This window comes from Dyadobacter sp. BE31, assembly GCF_031457695.1.
In the GTDB taxonomy this organism is placed as follows: domain Bacteria; phylum Bacteroidota; class Bacteroidia; order Cytophagales; family Spirosomataceae; genus Dyadobacter.
Window position 1 is genome coordinate 1,253,039 of sequence record NZ_JAVDXA010000002.1, and the last position, 16,786, is coordinate 1,269,824.

A 16,786-nucleotide genomic window follows, 5' to 3' on the forward strand; every position below is an offset into this window, starting at 1 on the left:
CAATTTCATCAACAAACAAAGCAATGTCTAAGAAAACTCTTAAAGACCTCCAAGAAGAGCGCGCCGTCAAGCGTACCGAAATGGAGACCCTTGCGAAGGAGTCCGATACAAGGGCTCTTACGCCGGAGGAGCGTACGCAATTCTCCACTTTGACGGACGAAGTAAAGGAGCTCGATGAACAGATCAGAAGCGCGCAGCAAATCCAGGCGTTCAACGCCGGACGCGCCGCATCGGTAGGTTCTGGCGAAGAAGGTCAGCGCGACGTTTCTAAGCAGGACGAACGCGATTTGGCTCGTTTTAGTTTGCTTCGCGCACTTGATTCGAAACTGCACATGAGAGAGCTGGACGGCGTTGAGGCCGAGGTCCAATCAATCGGTATGGAAGCCGCCAAGCGCGACAATATCGAGGTGAACGGAGCGGGGCTGATCGTGATGGACTCTATTTTCACCAAGCGCGGCCAGACTGCGACCGGGCAGACCACCAATCCCGGTGACCAGGGCGGCGTACTGATTCGTGAAGATGTTCGCTCCGTCTTGGAAGTTTTGCAGGCCAATACTTTCCTGAAAGAAGTAGACGCCACCTTTTTGACCGGGTTGACTGGTAACCTCAAAATTCCTGTGCAGGACACTGTGCCAGCGATTCAGGAACTCGACGAGATTGAGGAAATGATGGATGCTGAAATTCTGTTCAGCTCACTCGGCATGGTGCCTGAACGTCGCGGTGTGACTATTCCTATTTCCCGTCAGATCATGATCCAGGGAAGTATTGACATGGAACAATTCGTGATCAGCCAGATCGGCGAAGCATTGGCGCAAAAAATGAACGTTGAGGCGGCTATCAAGCTCCTTTTGATCATTACCAGCGCAAACGGCAACTTACTCGGACTGGACACAAACGGAGCTTTGCCTACCTACGAAGATATCGTAGAGCTGGAAACTATGGTGTCTGGATACAATCATTTGCGCGGCAAGCCTAAGTATCTGACCAACTCAAAAGTCCGCGGAATCCTGAAAACCACGCAAAAATTCGCCGGTACCAATGGTGAAGCTGTGTGGGATACCCGTGACAATCTCTTGAACGGTTACCAGCCGGTCGTTTCTAACCTGATCCCGTCGAACCTGACGAAAAACACAGGGACGAACCTATCCGCGCTGATCTACGGAAACTTCAAAGACTGGATTGTTGGACAATGGGGTGGTACTGAGTACATCGTTGACCCGTACACTGCGAAGAAAAAAGCAGAGATCGAGGTAACTGTCAATGCATTCTGGAACCAGCGCGAGTCTCGCAAAAAGTCTTTCGCGGGTATCAAGGATATCGTGACGGTACGTCCGTAATCAGCAAAAGTAAGTTTTCAACCAGGGCCCTTATGGGGCCCGCTTCCATAACAAACAATGGCAAAAACCAGAAAACCCGTCGAGGGCGCCGAGCTTGAAACAAAGAGAGTTCGCATCGTCAAACTTCACCCTTTGGTAGTGAATGAGCCAGGCGAAACGCCGACTCTCCCTAAAACAGTGGCTGACAAGCTGCTCGAAATGGAATACGCAGAAGAGATTGAGGAATAATGCAGAGGAGCTACCCGATATTGAAAGAAAAGTACACTGTTTCGCCCGTCACCCTTGTACAGGCGAAACAGTGGCTTAAACTTGATATTCCGGGATACGTGGCCGAAGATGCCAAGATTCAGGAACTGATTGATGAGGCCATCGGGTATGTGGAGACTGAAACCAACCTTTCGTTGGCCGTTTCGGATTATGAGTGGTATACCAGCACTTTGCCGTGCGAAATACGGGATAAATACCTGATCCAGAGCATTACCAGCATTGAAGAGGAAGGAGATTCAGGGTTTACCGTGATCCCGGCCAGCAACTACTCGCTCATCCGGGAAAGTGAACTACGGTCGCGCATCCGGTGGGCTGCTTCATTCCGAACTTCAAAAACTTTCTTTCGGGTGACATTTAAAGCTGGGTATCCAGAGGGGAAGATTGAAAAGAATCTCCTTCGGGCAGTCCGCGGATTGATAGCCGAGTGGTATGAAGCCCCGGGCGACTATGTGCGGGAGAAAAAGACAATGGTTGACCGGCTTTTAGCCCCTTTCGTACTCCCATATGCAGGATAGAAGACGTGGTGTAGGCCAGTTTGACCGACGAATCAAGCTCGTCAAGCCGGTTAACGTGCCTGGCAGGTTCAACGAGTCCAATACTGGCGAAGTGATCGTTTACGAGATGTTTCCGGCATATCGGGAAGAGCCGGGGCCTGTCGATGAGTCTCAGACAAAGAATAACGCAACCCGGTCCGTAACGCAGATAAACTGGCAGATACCATTTATCCGTGAGCTGCTGGTTGGCGAGAACAAAATTGTCACTGACTGGAAGATCATCGACTTTTTTACCGGGCAGGTTTACAAGGTAGTCTCAACGGCTACCGAGATAGGCAGGGGTTACAGGATTCAGATAAATACCGAACTGGTAGGATGATCAAGGTTACGGCGGATACTTCCGGATTGAATAAAGTTGATCAGGGCTTGGCAAGATACAGCAAGATCATGCCGACTGACACAACAAACCGGATTCTGAGAAAGGCAACCAAGCCAATGCTGAACGTGGCAAAGGCCAATGCTCCCGTTTCGAAAGGCGGCAGGACACGGATATCCCTGAAACACCGTAGTGCCGGAAAGAATGCCAATGCTTACGCCCAGGGGGGAGCCACTCGCAGGGATATGCGGGCAAAGGTTGTACCACCTGAAAAGAATGAATCCGGCCGGATTCTGATCGGCGTCAGTAAGCGGTCCAGTAAAGTAGGTTGGCGAACGAATTTCATCACCCGTGGTACCCGGATCCGCTTTTCAAAAGCAGGTAAGAGCCTGGGGAGAGTGACTAAAAATAACTTTTTACAACGCGCCTACGATCAAACCATGCCGATGGTACGGGTAGATGTAGAACGCGAATTCCGGTTAGAGTTCATGAAATGGGCTCGTCAGAATTTACCTCAATCACAACAATGATCGAAGAGGCAATTATCGAACTACTGCTGACCATTCCGGGCGTAACCGGAATCGTTGGACAGAGGATATACCCGAATATCATCAAGGAGGGAACGCAGCTGCCGGCTATGTATGTGGCCGCAAACCGTATGTCAAAGATGAATTGCGACAACCCTATGGGAATCAAAACCGGTGTGGTTGAAATCGGAGTTCATGGCGCGGAATACTGGCACTGTTCCGATACGATCATGGAAATGCGGAAGGTCCTGGATGATTATGCCGGCAAGGTTAGCAATGTCGGGCTGACCTTCAACAGTGGCGAAGAAGTCGCCGACGGCTGGGACGACGACCTCGATACTCATGTGAAAATTATTGAGTACGAGGGATATGCAATTGCAAAATCAACAAACTAAATAAATCAAAATGGCAGAAAGGATTAACCCCGCCGTGATGAACAAGGAAGTGAACTTCTTTGTCAACAAAGGCACCGAGGCTGCGCCAAATTGGGTGATGGTGGGTTGCGGTAACTCCAAGGATTACGGAGGCGCCGTGAACATGGTCACGCTGAATTGTGATAGCGGCAAAAGGAAGTTTCCGGATGGCGAGGAGGCGGATTATGACGCCCAGCTGACCGGTTTTGTGTTCGAGTACGATCCAGCAGATGCGGCAACCAACGTTTCAGCGCGCGAATTCGAGGAATGGTTTAAAGCTGTTCCGCAGGTACGCCGTCAATACCGCCTGGCTGGCAAGTACGAAAACGACACTGTGAGTACTTTCTGGGCATTCATCGCAACATTCCGTACGTCTGGAAGTAACGGAGAGGCCAGGACTTACACCATCGCGTTCACCTTCGATGGACTGCCGGTGCTGACAAATCAGACGGCCACGCCGTAATCTTTCATTTCATCAACAAACTGACAAGCTCCTCAATCGCGAGGAGCTTGTTTAAAACTAAATCGTAATGAGTAAGCTTGATAATTTTTCAGAAACCAGCGTCAAATTAACGCTCGGAGGTCATGAATACGTAGTTCGCTTTGGCATTACATCCCGCAGGCGGATAGAGGAACTACATCCCGGATTCGACTTGACTAAAACAGAAATGCCGGAGTTCGAGATTATCCTTTTCCTTATCCAGAACGGTATAGAGCCGGAAGATCGGAAGTGGAAGGATGAAGCCGAGTTCATCCGCATTTTCGAGGAGTGCACCGATGCTGAAACCCTTTCAAAAGTTCCTTTGGCATTCATGAATGCAATGGGGTTTACCGGTCGAGTGTTCGCGCCGGCAGTTGGACGACTGTTTCAAACGATTCAGGAGATCAGGGAAGCGACACAGGCGGAAGCGCAGTCACAGAGTTCGACTGGCGAGACTACTGGCGAGACGCAGCCAAAATAGGCGTCTCCGTTGCGGATTTCAAATACATCACTCCCTACGAGTTTAGTCTGATCAGGGAGGGCTATTACAGAAAGTTAAAGTATGAGCAGGACCAGGCGTGGGAAATAGCCCGCTTCCAGGCGCATACGACCTATTCGACCATTACGGCCGCACTTGGCGCCGATCCAGTGGAAATCAGTGAATGGTTCCCTCTGGAAATCGACAAAGAGCATGAAGCCGCGCTAGCCAAACTAAAAACCGGCCGCGCTATCGATCCCGATTACAAACGGGCGATGGAGGCCAGAATGAATGCAATACCATGAGCGACGTAGTAGGCGGCACCAATATACGAGTTGGCGTTAACCCATCGGGCGTGGCTTCCGGATTATCGGAGGCTCGTAAACAATTCAAATTGTTTGCCGGTGATGTTAACGCTACCCTCATTCAATCTTACCGGTCAGCAGATACCGCGCAGAGGCAGTTTCGCGGCGGACTCGCCCGTTTAGGGAATGAGCTGCAAGACGTTTCTAAAAAAATGGCGCTGGTGTCTGCTGGTACCATCTTCGCCGGTGCAAAGTCGTTCAAAGATTTCGCTACCCTCGAACGGATGGAGAAAGGTCTGAACCTTTACGGTGAAACCCTGCAAGACGTTCGCAGGATTGCAAAAGAGCCAGGCGTCGGTATTTTCGACGGTACAAAGGCTTTGGTCGGCCTTCGTGCGGTTCGCCTTGAATCTGGCCTCGCCGAGCGTGCCGTCAAATCATTTGCGAATGCCATTGCAGGCTCTGGCGGAGACTCCTCGGATCTTGAACCGGCGCTTTTCAACCTCAAACAGTTCAAGGCTACCCAAAATATCAATACCGTCGATCTTCGGCAGTTGGCAAACCGGATACCTCAGACAATGGAGGTACTCGAAAAGCAGTTTGGTACCGCGGATCCGGCAAAGCTGAACCAGTTGGGAATTGACAAGTTTATCGAGGGGTTTGTTTCGGGCCTCGAAAAGCTGCCGAAGGTATCCGGCGGCGCAAACATGGCCCTGGAACAGCTGGGAGATTCCGCAACATTCTTTTCCGCTACCATCGGCAAGGGGATCGATATGACCTACGGGGTTACCGGCGTGCTTAAAACACTCGGCGGTGTCCTGGATGATTTGTCAACCAATTTTGCCGCGCTGAATCCGGAAGCTCAAAAAGCGATCCTTTTGGTTGGTGGTCTGGCTGTGGCCGTTCCGTTGCTGGTTGGCGCAGTAGGCACGCTTATTAAATTCCTCCCAATCACTGCCGCCGGGTTTGCCGGTATTTCGTGGCCGGTCGTTGCAGTGCTAGCTACCGTCTCGGCGCTCGCCGGGCTGGCTGCAATTATGCCACTGGTGACCAGTAAAACGGCCGAGTACAATAAACAGCAGGAAGTAGTTGCCGGATTTGCGACAAAGCTCGACCCGCTTATTGCGAAGTATGAGAAGCTGAAAAACAGTACCGGCAAGGAAGAGCAGGCGGAGCTCAGGGATGTGATCAAGCAAATCGCCGAGGTAGTTCCGTCCGCTGTGACTGGATGGGACCGGTACGGCAATGTTATCGGTATCAACACCGATAAGGTAAAAGCCTACACCGAAGAGCAAAAAAAGCTACTCGTGTCCATGCAGGCCGTCCGCCGCGAGCAGCTGCTTGCTGAGAATAAGCGAGGCGAAGTTCGGGTTGCCGAGTTGCAAGGTATGATCAAGTCAGGCCAGAAAACCGATTACCTCGGTATGGGCCAATACCTGCCAAGAAAAGCAACCAGCGGAGAGCTCGTTGATGCCGCGCAGCAAATTGCCGACCTTAACGCAAAGGCAGTTGCCAACCGCCGGGAGCTGGCCAGTATTGGTAGTTCTGGGCTGGATGCCGATATCAAGAAGCTGGATAAACTTCGGGCCGATCGTGCGAAATACTCAAAGGAACTTGATGAAGTACGCGCAAGGCAGGGAAAGGGGACTTACGAGGAGGACAAAAGGGCCGCGCTCGACCTGCTAAAAATTAAAGGGCAATTTGCGAAAGCTGAGCGGGAAGTTGTAGAGCAGGAGAAAAAGGTCGAGAAGTCAAACTACGCGATCTATCAGTACAACCAGGCAATCGCTGAGGCGAAGGAGCGCGCAGCAAAAGCTGGCGGACCTACCTCCAACGGCACTGGCGGCAAAGGAAACCCGGCCGGTCAGTCGATCAACGATTTACAAGATCGACTAAAAGCGCTTCGCGAAGAGTACAACAGTCTCGATCCTACTGCTGCCAACTACAAAAAGCGTCAGGGAGAGATTGCTGAGGAGGTCCGGAAGGTAACCATAAGCATAGATTCTCAGGGCAAGGCCTTTGAAACAGCTTCCAACGCTGTGAAATCCGCAGCCAAAGAGGCAAAGGAGGCTGGCAAATACTATAAGCAGCTCACGGAACTCGGCTATGTCAACTGGCAAATTGACCTGGCAAGCAAGTACCTCAAAGAGCGGAAGGCTGTAAAAGATGCCACTGACCAGTATAAAGAGCTGGTCGGCGTGGTGAAAAACCTGAATGTTCAGCGCTTAGGCCTGAGTAACACGACAGGTTCCATGATCGGCCAATCCGCTTATGATAGTAAGAGCCTTGCAAGCGCCAAGCTTTCCGGCCTAGCGGATGTCAGAATGCCGCAATCGCTCAGAAGTATCGAGAACGAGAATTTCCGTGGTTCAATCCGGAATTCAGCGGCAAGCGAAATGCAGGAGTTCATGGGGCCGCAAACAAGCCTCTCTGAGTTCCGCAAGTATTTCGAAGAAATCCCCAAGATAGCCGGCGAAAGCGATACGCAATACGCCAATAGGGTTTACTCAATTGTCGATCGCACGAAGCAGCTGAGCGCGGCGCTTTCTTCTACTCTGAAAGATGCGGCAAACGAAACGGCGGCGGCATTCGGCGAACTCCTGGGAAATCTTATGACAGGCGCCGGTGGAGTGGAGCAGTTCGGCAGGCGTGTAATCGGCTCTCTGGCGACGATGCTCAAAGATATGGGTAAATCCCTGATCGCGGCAGGTACCGCGGGGATTGCGTTGAAAGTATTCGCCAAGAACCCATATCTCGCTCTCGCTGCGGGTATCGGACTCGTTGCCCTCGGTCAGGCCACTCAGAATAAAATCGGTAACCAGGCGAGTCAGGCCGTGACCCGGTTCAAAGACGGTGGTTTGGCTTACAAGCCTATGCAGGCGATAGTCGGGGATAACAACAACTCATGGAATGATCCCGAATTCATCGCCCCATATTCGAAGCTCGACAATTCGATCAAAAAGAGCGTAAAGGGTGCCCTTCCACGGGCAGTGGGCGGCTCTGAGATAGTGGCAGAATACAGCATCCGGGGAGAGGACTTACACACAGTTTTGAAAAGGGTTCAAGTGAGAGATTCAGCAATTTTTGGCGGATAATGGGATTAAAATATTTTGCGCGTTACCGGGATATAAATCAGACCGTTAAGGAGATCAGGTTTTTCAAAGATGATTTCTCCGGCGAGCCGACGGAATGGTTTTGTACAAATGGAGCTGTCGAGTACAACTTTGGCAGCAGTGATACCTCATTCTTTCCGGAGCAGCCCATTATCGCAGGCCAGGCACGTATCAGCCTTTGGCTTACCGAGCACTATGATCTGAAAGATTTTACCACGAATAGAAAGACCTACTTTGTTCAGATCGTCGATGTATGGGTAGAAAACGTTGAATTCAGCGGATGGGTAGAGCCTTGGGATGCAGCCAGGCCATACAAAAAAGCGCCGTGGCCGGTGTCGCTCACTGTCAGCTGCGGTCTGGCTCACCTTTCTAAGACAAAGTACAAAAGCCCGGACACTGTTTTCAAGAAAACGGGTCTGACGATCATTCAGGAATGTTTAAACCTGATCCAAGCCGGCGATCTGCCACTGAGATTATCCACCCACATCGTGGAAACCAGCTTTTCCGGACCTGACGTACTCGGGCTGACTTCGTACGAGCAAAGCATCTTCCGGTTCTTCGATTCGAATGGCGAGGCGATGTACTGCGATGTTATTGTGAACGACATCCTGAATCACTTCAATGGGGAAATCGTACAGATAGACAATTGTTGGGTGATCCGTGGCATTGTCGATAACTCGACCGGCCTGGCTAACAATCACCATGACATTGGAGATGTTACAGGCAAAGCATGGCCTTCAACCTATGAGGTAAACAGCTTGCAATCGTTTACCGAAGATGGCGGCGTGGTGAGGATCCTGCCGGCAAAGAACAAGTACCGCACCGAGGTCGATCTTGGCGCGCAAACTCCGTTTTTCGAAAACGGGAACATGATCATTTGGACCGAGAATGGACTTGTCGGATGGGACTTTACGCACATGGCGAAAGGAAATCCTGGATGGGAACAGTACAGTCTTGGAGGCGAATCAGGAAGGTCCATTCTTAAAATCAATGGAAAATCCCCGCAGCCATATCGGAAGCGCAAGAAAGTAGGATTGTTTAAAAAGCTCACCAACCAGGCGATCAATATTGCGATCGCTGGTACCGGAGCGGTGGGGGCTCTATTCAACAAGCCAGTACTTAAAGGCGCATGGTATGATGTGGAGCCATCGGAATGGATCGAAAGCCCGGGAGGATCTATTTCCAGAGCTGACCGAAGCGTAACGATATCGTTCGATTACGAGACCGAGGCATTTTCATCAGACATACTCATTTCGATTAGAATCCCCGTAACGCTTACTGATGGTTCGGTTCGTAATTTTTGGGTAGACAAAAACAGCAATCCAGCGCAAGCCGGATCAGACAAAACGAATTGGAGTGCAGACACCAATTTCCATCTTATCAGGGTGCAGCCGGTCGATAGAGGAAGTTTGGTCAACAAAGGAGAGATTAATGTGTCCACAAATCCGGATTATCCAGCTGCGAGTGCTGCAAATTGGACCTGGGCTGTTACCGGCGTGCCTGCCGGCGAATATCGGAAAATTGGCGGTGCGAATGGGGTGAATGTCGAGAATGGCGATTTGATCATTGCCCGGATAGCGAATGCTGGCGGCACTCAGGAAGGCGTAGGCGAAAACTTTGAAGTGATCAGCATTCGCAATAATACCAAAAAAGGAACTTTCAGCGGTACGGTAGCGCTGAGTAGTACGTTTATTACCACTTCCCCCGACGTTCCTTATCCTGATAAAGTCTACGTGCGCTTTTATAAAATGGCGGACGACGAGGGTAAGCCGGGAGATTGGTATAAGGTTTACAACTTGAATGGTGTCCTCGAAGGTTTTGTGCCTTCCGAGGAATCGGCGAGATATGCTACCACCTTGGAGCGCGGAGACGTGACCGATGAGGAGGCGACAAAGATTAACCTGATATCAGGCGACTATACCAAATACTATGTAGGAGCGTGGACTAAACCTGGTTCAAACGAAGTCACAAAGTCCTGGAAGCGTCGCGGTAACTTGAACGAGTCGATAAGTATCTACCGGGCGATGATGAAAGATCGCCTCTGTATGACAACACGCCCGTTGACCTTGATCGAAGGTACTATAAAGCTGATGCCGGAAGCTCTAAGGCTCACATACATGCACACGTTGATGTTTGGTGACCAGGGGGATAAGAAATTCCGGATACTGAGCTTTAAATACAACGATTACATGCGCACTGCCCGGATTGTCGCGGCAGAGGTGCGTTTCGAGAATATTCCGGATTCGGAGCTCAAACAAAACTCTTATATCCCTGGCTCGGGCAAGCAGTTGAACACTGTTCCTGATCAGGGCGACGGAATTTACCCGAGCAAGGAGGATACGACTACGGGCAGGCTCAACGCTGAGGATATGCCATTGACCGGCGAAGAGATACTTGAAGCGGTGCAAGCTGTCGGACGTACCGGCGCACTGTTCGAGGATATCACACCGTTGACCTATGTTGCCGGGATTGAAAGCGAGGATTCTATCGATCTTCATGATTTCATTTCCGAGGCGTTCACTGAATATGAGGAGGATCTGGACGCGGAGGATAAAACCGACTTTTCGACGCTGATTTTCAAAGTTGTCTCAAAACCAACATGGATTTCCGCTATCGATGTGGAGAACCTGGTGGTGACTGCAACCGCGCTTGCTCCGAAGTCGGGCTCGTTCTTCGTTGACTTTGAGGCATACGATCCGACGGATCCCGAGAATGCGATCCCTATCCGCGTGCCGGTCCTGGTCGAGGAGAATGAGGATTACGTCGAGACCTGGCCGCCGGAGTTCGAACCTTTCCCTGTGCTCAATTTTGCGCTGAACAAGGAAACTGTTACCGGCTTTAATTTCCGGGATTACATGCCCGACGGCCACAAGTTTTTGACGTACCGGTTTTTCTCCGTTCCGGAATGGGTGACAGCTCGCAGCGTGGTGAATGACGACTTTTCGATCACTGGCACACCTATCATTATTGAAAGGCGGACGATCACGGTTCAAATATGGGATGGAGTAGCAGAGCACCGCCCGTATACCGACGAGATCACCTTGCAAGTAATCGAGGCTACTGAGATCACTGGCGAGCTTATGGATACTTCCGCAGGCGACGCCAAAATTGGCGACCTGCCGGGTGCATTCGAAGTGTTGGCGCAATGGGATACACCGATAACGGTTAAAGGCCTGCACGACCGAGTTTTGATAAAAATAACTGGCGGCGGCGACCTGGGTGCGGAACTGGATGTTACCAAAAACTTCCCGCTATCCAGCCCGGTCGCAGAGGGTATTTACAGGCCATTCGCGGATACCAGCGGAACAACTGCCAGCGTAGGGCAATACCTGATCGAGGTTACTGCATTCCTTGGCGAGAACGAAACCGATCAGCCGTTTGACCTGACGCTTTACGATGAGGAGTACTTGGCGAAAATGAAGAAATTCCTTGTCAAGGGTTTTGATTATGTCGGGGAGATCATGCCGGACGGTGCGACGTCATTCGTGTATCCTGGTCCGGTGAACGCGCGCGCCGAGATCCACGATATCGACTATGACGAAATTTACCTTTCACTCGAAAAGGATGGTGAGGTGATCGGCGAGCAGCACATTACCGATGTGAATCCTACGCTCGCATGGTGGTTCGAAGTGTTCGAGGAAAATACAGAATTGGAGGCTGGCGTATATACATTTCCGGTACGCTTACTGAAAGATGGGGTAGAGGTTTTTAAGCGGACAGATAAGTTCACCATCGAGAGCAAGGATGCCGAGCCGAAGCCGCTGCTTTCACTTGCCACTTTCCCGCCCGGAACGACCAACGCGACGATCATCGCCGAGAACATCCCGCTGAAAGGTGCCGAGTATGATCTTGTGCCTTGGACGCTGGTTTTTAATAGCTTTGGCCCGGGCGTGGAATGTGTTACAGGCGAATGGGAATTACAGTTTTTACGAGGCGGTTCTTTCGCTGAAATGGACCTGGAACAGTTTACGGGATATCCTCAGAAGTTTGCTTATACGTCAGGGAAAACACTTATATTTGGCAACAAATCATCTTTGAAAATCGGGGATATTCACCAGGCACCATCCCGCGTGCTGGCGAAGTTTATCGGCCGTGATGCTGACGGGAAGATCGTAGGCATCGCCCAGGCTGATTTTAGCTTTCGTGTTGCACTGGATCCTGAGGATTATTCAGGCCTTCGGTTCTTGACCATCGATCATGTAAATGGCGGCGAAATGACGCTGCTCGATGCGAATGTGCCAAAAACGGGCCGTCAATACTTCATGCCTCCCGAGGGCTTTTGGTGGACTATCTCGGGTCGAAGGTTTGGAGGCGAGGAGTTTGACGCAGTGAAAGTCATGCTATCCAAAATCGTTGGGGGCATTGAACAACCTGCATGGGTTTTAGGGCCTGACTACATCGTTTACCACAACGTAGGAAGCGTGGTTACCGAGCTTACAGACGACGATAAGGCCTACATCTTCGGTATGGATACGGACGCCGACGGGATCCGGGTAGTGTTCCGCGTTGGCGACGATGTTGAAATGCCACTCGATGGAACGGCAGGTCTTGGATTCTGGAAAATTACAATGATCGCTTACCTGGCTACGGTCGAGGTTGCGACGCTTTCGGCGACGATTGAACTGATCGAGGACGTGGAACCGCCTATTAAAGATTGCTGTGCATGCGACTGCGAGGGAGAAGCTTCCGAACAATTGGAGTTTCCTTTCAATACGCCCGCTGAGGAGTGGATTGTAACCCATAACCTGAATAAAAAGCCAGATCCTAATATCCTGGTTGGCGGGATGAAGGTAATGAGCGACGTGCAGTACATAGACAATGACGTTTTCAAAATTATACACACCAAGCCGGAGACCGGTCTGGTCATCATCACAAAATAAAAACCAAAGAAGGAGATGAAATTTCTCAGTAATGTTGACATGGATAAAAACCAGCTGTTGCAGGTTGTTATCCACTCTGCGGCGGTTGCCCCTGGCTCGCCGGTCGATGGGCAGATTTACTATAATACAGGAACGAACCTGTACTATTACTACCGCGTCACTGATACTACCTGGATTCCCTTCGGTGGAGGAAACGTAGTTGGCGGCGCTGGTTTGGCGGAAAGTACCGTTGCTGGTGTTACTACGCTGTCTGTGAACGTGGATGGTGTGGGGCTGGAAATCAATGCCGATATCGTCCGCTTGAAGGACTTGGGCGTTGTTACCGCGAAGCTTGCCGATAATGCCGTTACCACAATTAAGGTAACGGATAAAAACATCACGTTTGCCAAGATTCAGGACATTCCGACCATGACCCTGATCGGGCGCGTGGCGGCAGGTTCTGGCGTAGCTTCGGCCATTGCAATCATAGATGATAATACGATGGCATCGGCGCTGTCTACCAATCTCGCGACGGCCGGATCAATTAAGGCCTACGTCGATAGCCGGATATCTGCAATCGGAAGCTTGCAGGGTGCTTTCAATGCGACTACTTCCACGCAGTTCCCCGGAGGCGCAACCACCTTCAAGGGCTATTACTGGTATGTTACTGTTGCCGGTACAGTTCAGGGCGTAACAATGAATGTCGGCGATGTACTGATTGCCAACAAAGACAACCCATCGCTTACCGTAGCCTCTGACTGGATATTCCTGGAAAGCAACCGCGATCAGGCGACGACTACCGTTCTTGGCGTTGTGGCATTGGCTACCGCCGCGGAAGTTCAAACCGGAACGGATGCGAACAAAGTGGTTACGCCATCGACATTAAGCCAGCGGACCGCAACGGAAACGCGCACCGGTTTGATCGAGATTGCTACGCAGGCAGAAACGAACACGGGCACCGACGATACAAGAGCGGTTACCCCGCTAAAATTGAAAACGCTTCTCGACGCGCAGTTGGTTGCGTCGGGATTTGCTACGAACGTCGGCGATGCTACCGCGCTCACCTATACGATTACCCACAACTTCAACACGAAGGATGTAGGCGTTGAGCTCTTTGACGCTACGACAGGCGCCACAGTTTACGCGGATGTTACCCGCCCGACAGTAAATACCTGCGCTATTGCGTTCGCAAAAGCTCCTGCCCTGAATGCTTATCGTGTGATTGTGAAAAAGAACTGATATGAAATTCCTTAGTGCTGCTGATTTCGATGATGCCATTACCGCCGCCTCCAAGATCCGGGCGGCGACCAGCTACGTTATGCTTGCGGTTGGCGTGGCGAACAGCGCCTACTCGAATGGAGCTTTCGAGGCGTACACCCCTCCCGGAGCATACGCTGCCGGTGCGCGGCCTGGGATTGGCTTCCACGCGTCGGGAAGTTTTGGGGCCTACCTGTATGCGGAAGCCGCGTCTGATCTCAGGCTGCGGACAGATACAGGCCTCGATTATACATTATGGCATTCGGACAACTCTCGCAGTGATGCGCAGAACGATACGCGTTACTCTCAGCTCGGGCATACTCACGCAATTTCCGAAGTTACAGGCTTACAGGCTGCACTCGATGCGAAGACCGGAGGTAGCGGCACGCCTGGTCGCTATGCAAAGTTTGCAACGAACACCACTTTCGCAGACAGCCTTTTAAGTGAATCCGGCATAAGTATCACGGCGAACGGAGGCGTCTTTGTTTCGGATGTTGCTCACAATTCAAACGTGCGCGGTTATGGGTTGTGGGCTTCGGGGTTTGCCCGTTGGTCTATGGGTAAAGCGGGCACTGAATCCGGCTCGGACTCTGGCAGCGACTTTGTATTGTGGGCCTATAACGATGGCGGAACTTTCCTTCGTGAACCGCTTCGCATTTCTCGGGCATCTGGCAACGCGACATTTTCGGGCACCATCGCGGTGAGCGGCGGCAATTCGACACAGTGGAACTCGGCCTTTGGCTGGGGAAACCACGCAGGTCTCTACGTCCCGGTATCCCGCACCGTATCGGCCGGAACTGGCCTGACTGGCGGGGGAGCATTGTCGGCAAATATTTCGCTTGCTTTCGACACTACTTACGGCGATGGAAGGTATGCCGCATTGTCCCATACTCATACAATTGCCAACGTAACGGGTTTGCAGGCTGCTCTCGATGCAAAGGTGGCGGGTAGCGCCACAGCGGGAAGGCTCCCTAAAATGGCGACTGCTACAACAATAACTGACAGCCTACTGAGCGAATCGGGAATAAGCATAACTGCCAACGGAGGGATTTTTGTTTCTGATACGCCAACCAACAGTAACGTTCGCGGATACACAATTTTAAATGGTGGTCAAACGCGCTGGTCGTTCGGCAAAGCGGGAACTGAATCGGGTTCGGATTCCGGATCAGATTTCACTTTGTGGAGTTTTAATGACGCTGCGGCATTTTTGAGAGAGCCTTTGCGAATCTCCCGCGCGACTGGTAACGCTACTTTCTCGGGCACCATAACAGCCAGCGGAGGTAATTCAACCAACTGGAACACGGCGGTCAGCTGGGGCAATCACGCAACTGCCGGATATGTTCCGTCTGTCAGGACGCTTTCCATCAACGGCACCACTTTTGACCTTTCGGCGAACCGTTCATGGACTGTTTCGGGCGGGCTGACTGGCTCAGGCTCTACCGGCTATCTCGTAAAATGGAACGCAGGGAATCTTGATCAGGCATCGATTGAGGAGACTTCTACTTCGCTCGACCTAAAAAAGGGCGCAAACATTGCCAAGAATGGTACTAATCAGTATTTGGAAATAGGTGCTTCGTCAAACTCGATTGGGCTGACCTTCTATAATCCAACCAGTACCAACTCCTATTCGATGTATAGGTTTAATGACACGTTTACCTTTAAGTCGGTGAGTGGGGCCAATATTTTCAACATCAACGGGGATAACTATTTAACTTTTGTAAACCCGACCGGAGCGCAACCATTCAAGGTAAACAGCACAACGCGTGTTGACAACCTTAATGTTCAATATTTGAACGGCAACGCCGATACTTACTTCACACCTGCCGGTCGTACCATCACAATAAACGGAACGACTTTCGACCTATCCGCGAACCGAACTTGGACGATTGCGGCAGGCATTGGAGGTAGTGCCACAACGGGAAGGTTGCCTAAAATGGCGACTGGCACAACGTTAACGGATAGCCTTTTGAGTGAGTCCGGTATCGGTATCATTGCCAACGGCGGCGTATTCGTTTCCGATGTTGCTCACAATAGTAATGTCCGCGGCTATTCGCTTTGGGCCTCTGGATTGAACAGGTGGGTGTTTGGTAAAGCCGGAACGGAGTCCGGTTCAGACTCAGGATCTGACTTTGTGCTGTGGTCCTATAATGACGCCGGCACATTTGTCCGTGAGCCGTTCCGTGTTTCCCGAGCTACTGGCAATGTAACGTTCACCGGAACAGTGTCAGCAGGAAGCTTTGCAGTTGGCGCGAATACCAGTGCGCAATGGACTCAGGCTTACACATGGGGAAACCATGCAGCAGCTGGATATGTGACATTGAGCTACCTATCAACCAACTACTATGACAAGGCTGCGGTTAATTCAATGGTTGCTGGGTACGTGCCGGATAGCAGACAGGTGTTAGGCGCTGGAAGCATTCAGGGCGGCGGAAACCTCGGGGTTAATAGAACTTTCAACTTATATGGGGACCAAGATAACCCAGGTGCAAATAAGTACTATGGCACTGACGGCTCGGGCGGCAAAGGCTGGTATAGCCTGCCAAGCGGTGGCGGCGGCATTACCGGAAGCGGCTCAACGAGCCAATTCACCAAATGGTCAGGTTCCAGTTCGGTTACCGGTGTGGAAATGTTCGAGTCGGGCAACTGGATTATTGTCGGATCGGCGGGAACGCGTCGTGATTTGATAATTCAAGGGTCTCTTGTACCCAAGCAAATGTCGGCCTCTGAACGGGCTAGCTATTCCCCCGGATTTATTGGCGCCATAGTTTACCAGACCGACGGGACAGAGGGGCTGTGGGTTACCAAAGACAATGGTTCAGGGGGGTATACTTGGGTTTACGTAGGATAATCAATTTTTTCATCAATAAACTAAATCAAAA

General features: G+C 51.2%; 13 protein-coding genes. All 13 read left to right on the top strand.

Annotation, left to right across the window (positions count from 1 at the left end; genetic code table 11):
• The first annotated feature begins 23 nt into the window (after positions 1-23).
• Positions 24-1,337 (top strand): phage major capsid protein, encoded by a 1,314-nt coding sequence (locus tag J2Y43_RS13840; RefSeq protein WP_309983519.1) that lies wholly within the window; start codon positions 24-26, stop codon positions 1,335-1,337.
• Between the two features lie 57 nt (positions 1,338-1,394).
• The gene (locus J2Y43_RS13845) at positions 1,395-1,565 is read left to right on the top strand and encodes a hypothetical protein (RefSeq protein WP_309983521.1); all 171 of its coding nucleotides are present in this window, start codon (positions 1,395-1,397) and stop codon (positions 1,563-1,565) included.
• Positions 1,565-2,119 carry a hypothetical protein gene (locus J2Y43_RS13850; protein WP_309983523.1) on the top strand — a complete coding sequence of 185 codons (555 nt, stop codon included), beginning with the start codon at positions 1,565-1,567 and terminating at the stop codon, positions 2,117-2,119. The genes J2Y43_RS13845 and J2Y43_RS13850 overlap by 1 nt, the downstream gene beginning before the upstream one ends.
• Positions 2,109-2,477: a hypothetical protein gene (locus J2Y43_RS13855; RefSeq protein ID WP_309983525.1), complete on the top strand. Its 369-nt coding sequence runs from the start codon at positions 2,109-2,111 to the stop codon at positions 2,475-2,477. Before J2Y43_RS13850 ends, J2Y43_RS13855 begins: the two co-directional genes overlap by 11 nt.
• The gene (locus J2Y43_RS13860) at positions 2,474-3,004 is read left to right on the top strand and encodes an HK97 gp10 family phage protein (RefSeq protein ID WP_309983527.1); all 531 of its coding nucleotides are present in this window, start codon (positions 2,474-2,476) and stop codon (positions 3,002-3,004) included. Before J2Y43_RS13855 ends, J2Y43_RS13860 begins: the two co-directional genes overlap by 4 nt.
• Positions 3,001-3,396, top strand: coding sequence for a hypothetical protein (locus tag J2Y43_RS13865; protein ID WP_309983530.1), 396 nt, complete (start codon positions 3,001-3,003; stop codon positions 3,394-3,396). Before J2Y43_RS13860 ends, J2Y43_RS13865 begins: the two co-directional genes overlap by 4 nt.
• Positions 3,397-3,406: 10 nt before the next feature.
• Entirely contained in the window at positions 3,407-3,877 is a 471-nt protein-coding gene (locus J2Y43_RS13870) for a hypothetical protein (protein ID WP_309983533.1), read from the top strand.
• A gap of 67 nt (positions 3,878-3,944) precedes the next feature.
• On the top strand, positions 3,945-4,376 hold the full coding sequence (locus tag J2Y43_RS13875; protein WP_309983535.1) for a hypothetical protein: 432 nt from the start codon (positions 3,945-3,947) through the stop codon (positions 4,374-4,376).
• A 167-nt stretch (positions 4,377-4,543) separates the two neighbouring features.
• Positions 4,544-4,678 carry a hypothetical protein gene (locus J2Y43_RS13880; RefSeq protein ID WP_309983537.1) on the top strand — a complete coding sequence of 45 codons (135 nt, stop codon included), beginning with the start codon at positions 4,544-4,546 and terminating at the stop codon, positions 4,676-4,678.
• Positions 4,675-7,773, top strand: coding sequence for a tape measure protein (locus tag J2Y43_RS13885; protein WP_309983539.1), 3,099 nt, complete (start codon positions 4,675-4,677; stop codon positions 7,771-7,773). Before J2Y43_RS13880 ends, J2Y43_RS13885 begins: the two co-directional genes overlap by 4 nt.
• On the top strand, positions 7,773-12,671 hold the full coding sequence (locus J2Y43_RS13890; RefSeq protein ID WP_309983541.1) for a hypothetical protein: 4,899 nt from the start codon (positions 7,773-7,775) through the stop codon (positions 12,669-12,671). Before J2Y43_RS13885 ends, J2Y43_RS13890 begins: the two co-directional genes overlap by 1 nt.
• Positions 12,672-12,686: 15 nt before the next feature.
• Positions 12,687-13,889: a hypothetical protein gene (locus tag J2Y43_RS13895; protein WP_309983543.1), complete on the top strand. Its 1,203-nt coding sequence runs from the start codon at positions 12,687-12,689 to the stop codon at positions 13,887-13,889.
• A 1-nt stretch (position 13,890) separates the two neighbouring features.
• Positions 13,891-16,755, top strand: coding sequence for a hypothetical protein (locus J2Y43_RS13900; RefSeq protein ID WP_309983545.1), 2,865 nt, complete (start codon positions 13,891-13,893; stop codon positions 16,753-16,755).
• Positions 16,756-16,786: the final 31 nt, after the last annotated feature.

What these genes read in the sequence shown, in the direction of transcription:
- J2Y43_RS13840 (WP_309983519.1), top strand. Translation starts at nt 24, where the DNA reads ATGTCTAAGAAAACTCTTAAAGACCTCCAAGAAGAGCGCGCCGTCAAG.
- J2Y43_RS13845 (WP_309983521.1), top strand. Translation starts at nt 1,395, where the DNA reads ATGGCAAAAACCAGAAAACCCGTCGAGGGCGCCGAGCTTGAAACAAAG.
- J2Y43_RS13850 (WP_309983523.1), top strand. Translation starts at nt 1,565, where the DNA reads ATGCAGAGGAGCTACCCGATATTGAAAGAAAAGTACACTGTTTCGCCC.
- J2Y43_RS13855 (WP_309983525.1), top strand. Translation starts at nt 2,109, where the DNA reads ATGCAGGATAGAAGACGTGGTGTAGGCCAGTTTGACCGACGAATCAAG.
- J2Y43_RS13860 (WP_309983527.1), top strand. Translation starts at nt 2,474, where the DNA reads ATGATCAAGGTTACGGCGGATACTTCCGGATTGAATAAAGTTGATCAG.
- J2Y43_RS13865 (WP_309983530.1), top strand. Translation starts at nt 3,001, where the DNA reads ATGATCGAAGAGGCAATTATCGAACTACTGCTGACCATTCCGGGCGTA.
- J2Y43_RS13870 (WP_309983533.1), top strand. Translation starts at nt 3,407, where the DNA reads ATGGCAGAAAGGATTAACCCCGCCGTGATGAACAAGGAAGTGAACTTC.
- J2Y43_RS13875 (WP_309983535.1), top strand. Translation starts at nt 3,945, where the DNA reads ATGAGTAAGCTTGATAATTTTTCAGAAACCAGCGTCAAATTAACGCTC.
- J2Y43_RS13885 (WP_309983539.1), top strand. Translation starts at nt 4,675, where the DNA reads ATGAGCGACGTAGTAGGCGGCACCAATATACGAGTTGGCGTTAACCCA.
- J2Y43_RS13890 (WP_309983541.1), top strand. Translation starts at nt 7,773, where the DNA reads ATGGGATTAAAATATTTTGCGCGTTACCGGGATATAAATCAGACCGTT.
- J2Y43_RS13895 (WP_309983543.1), top strand. Translation starts at nt 12,687, where the DNA reads ATGAAATTTCTCAGTAATGTTGACATGGATAAAAACCAGCTGTTGCAG.
- J2Y43_RS13900 (WP_309983545.1), top strand. Translation starts at nt 13,891, where the DNA reads ATGAAATTCCTTAGTGCTGCTGATTTCGATGATGCCATTACCGCCGCC.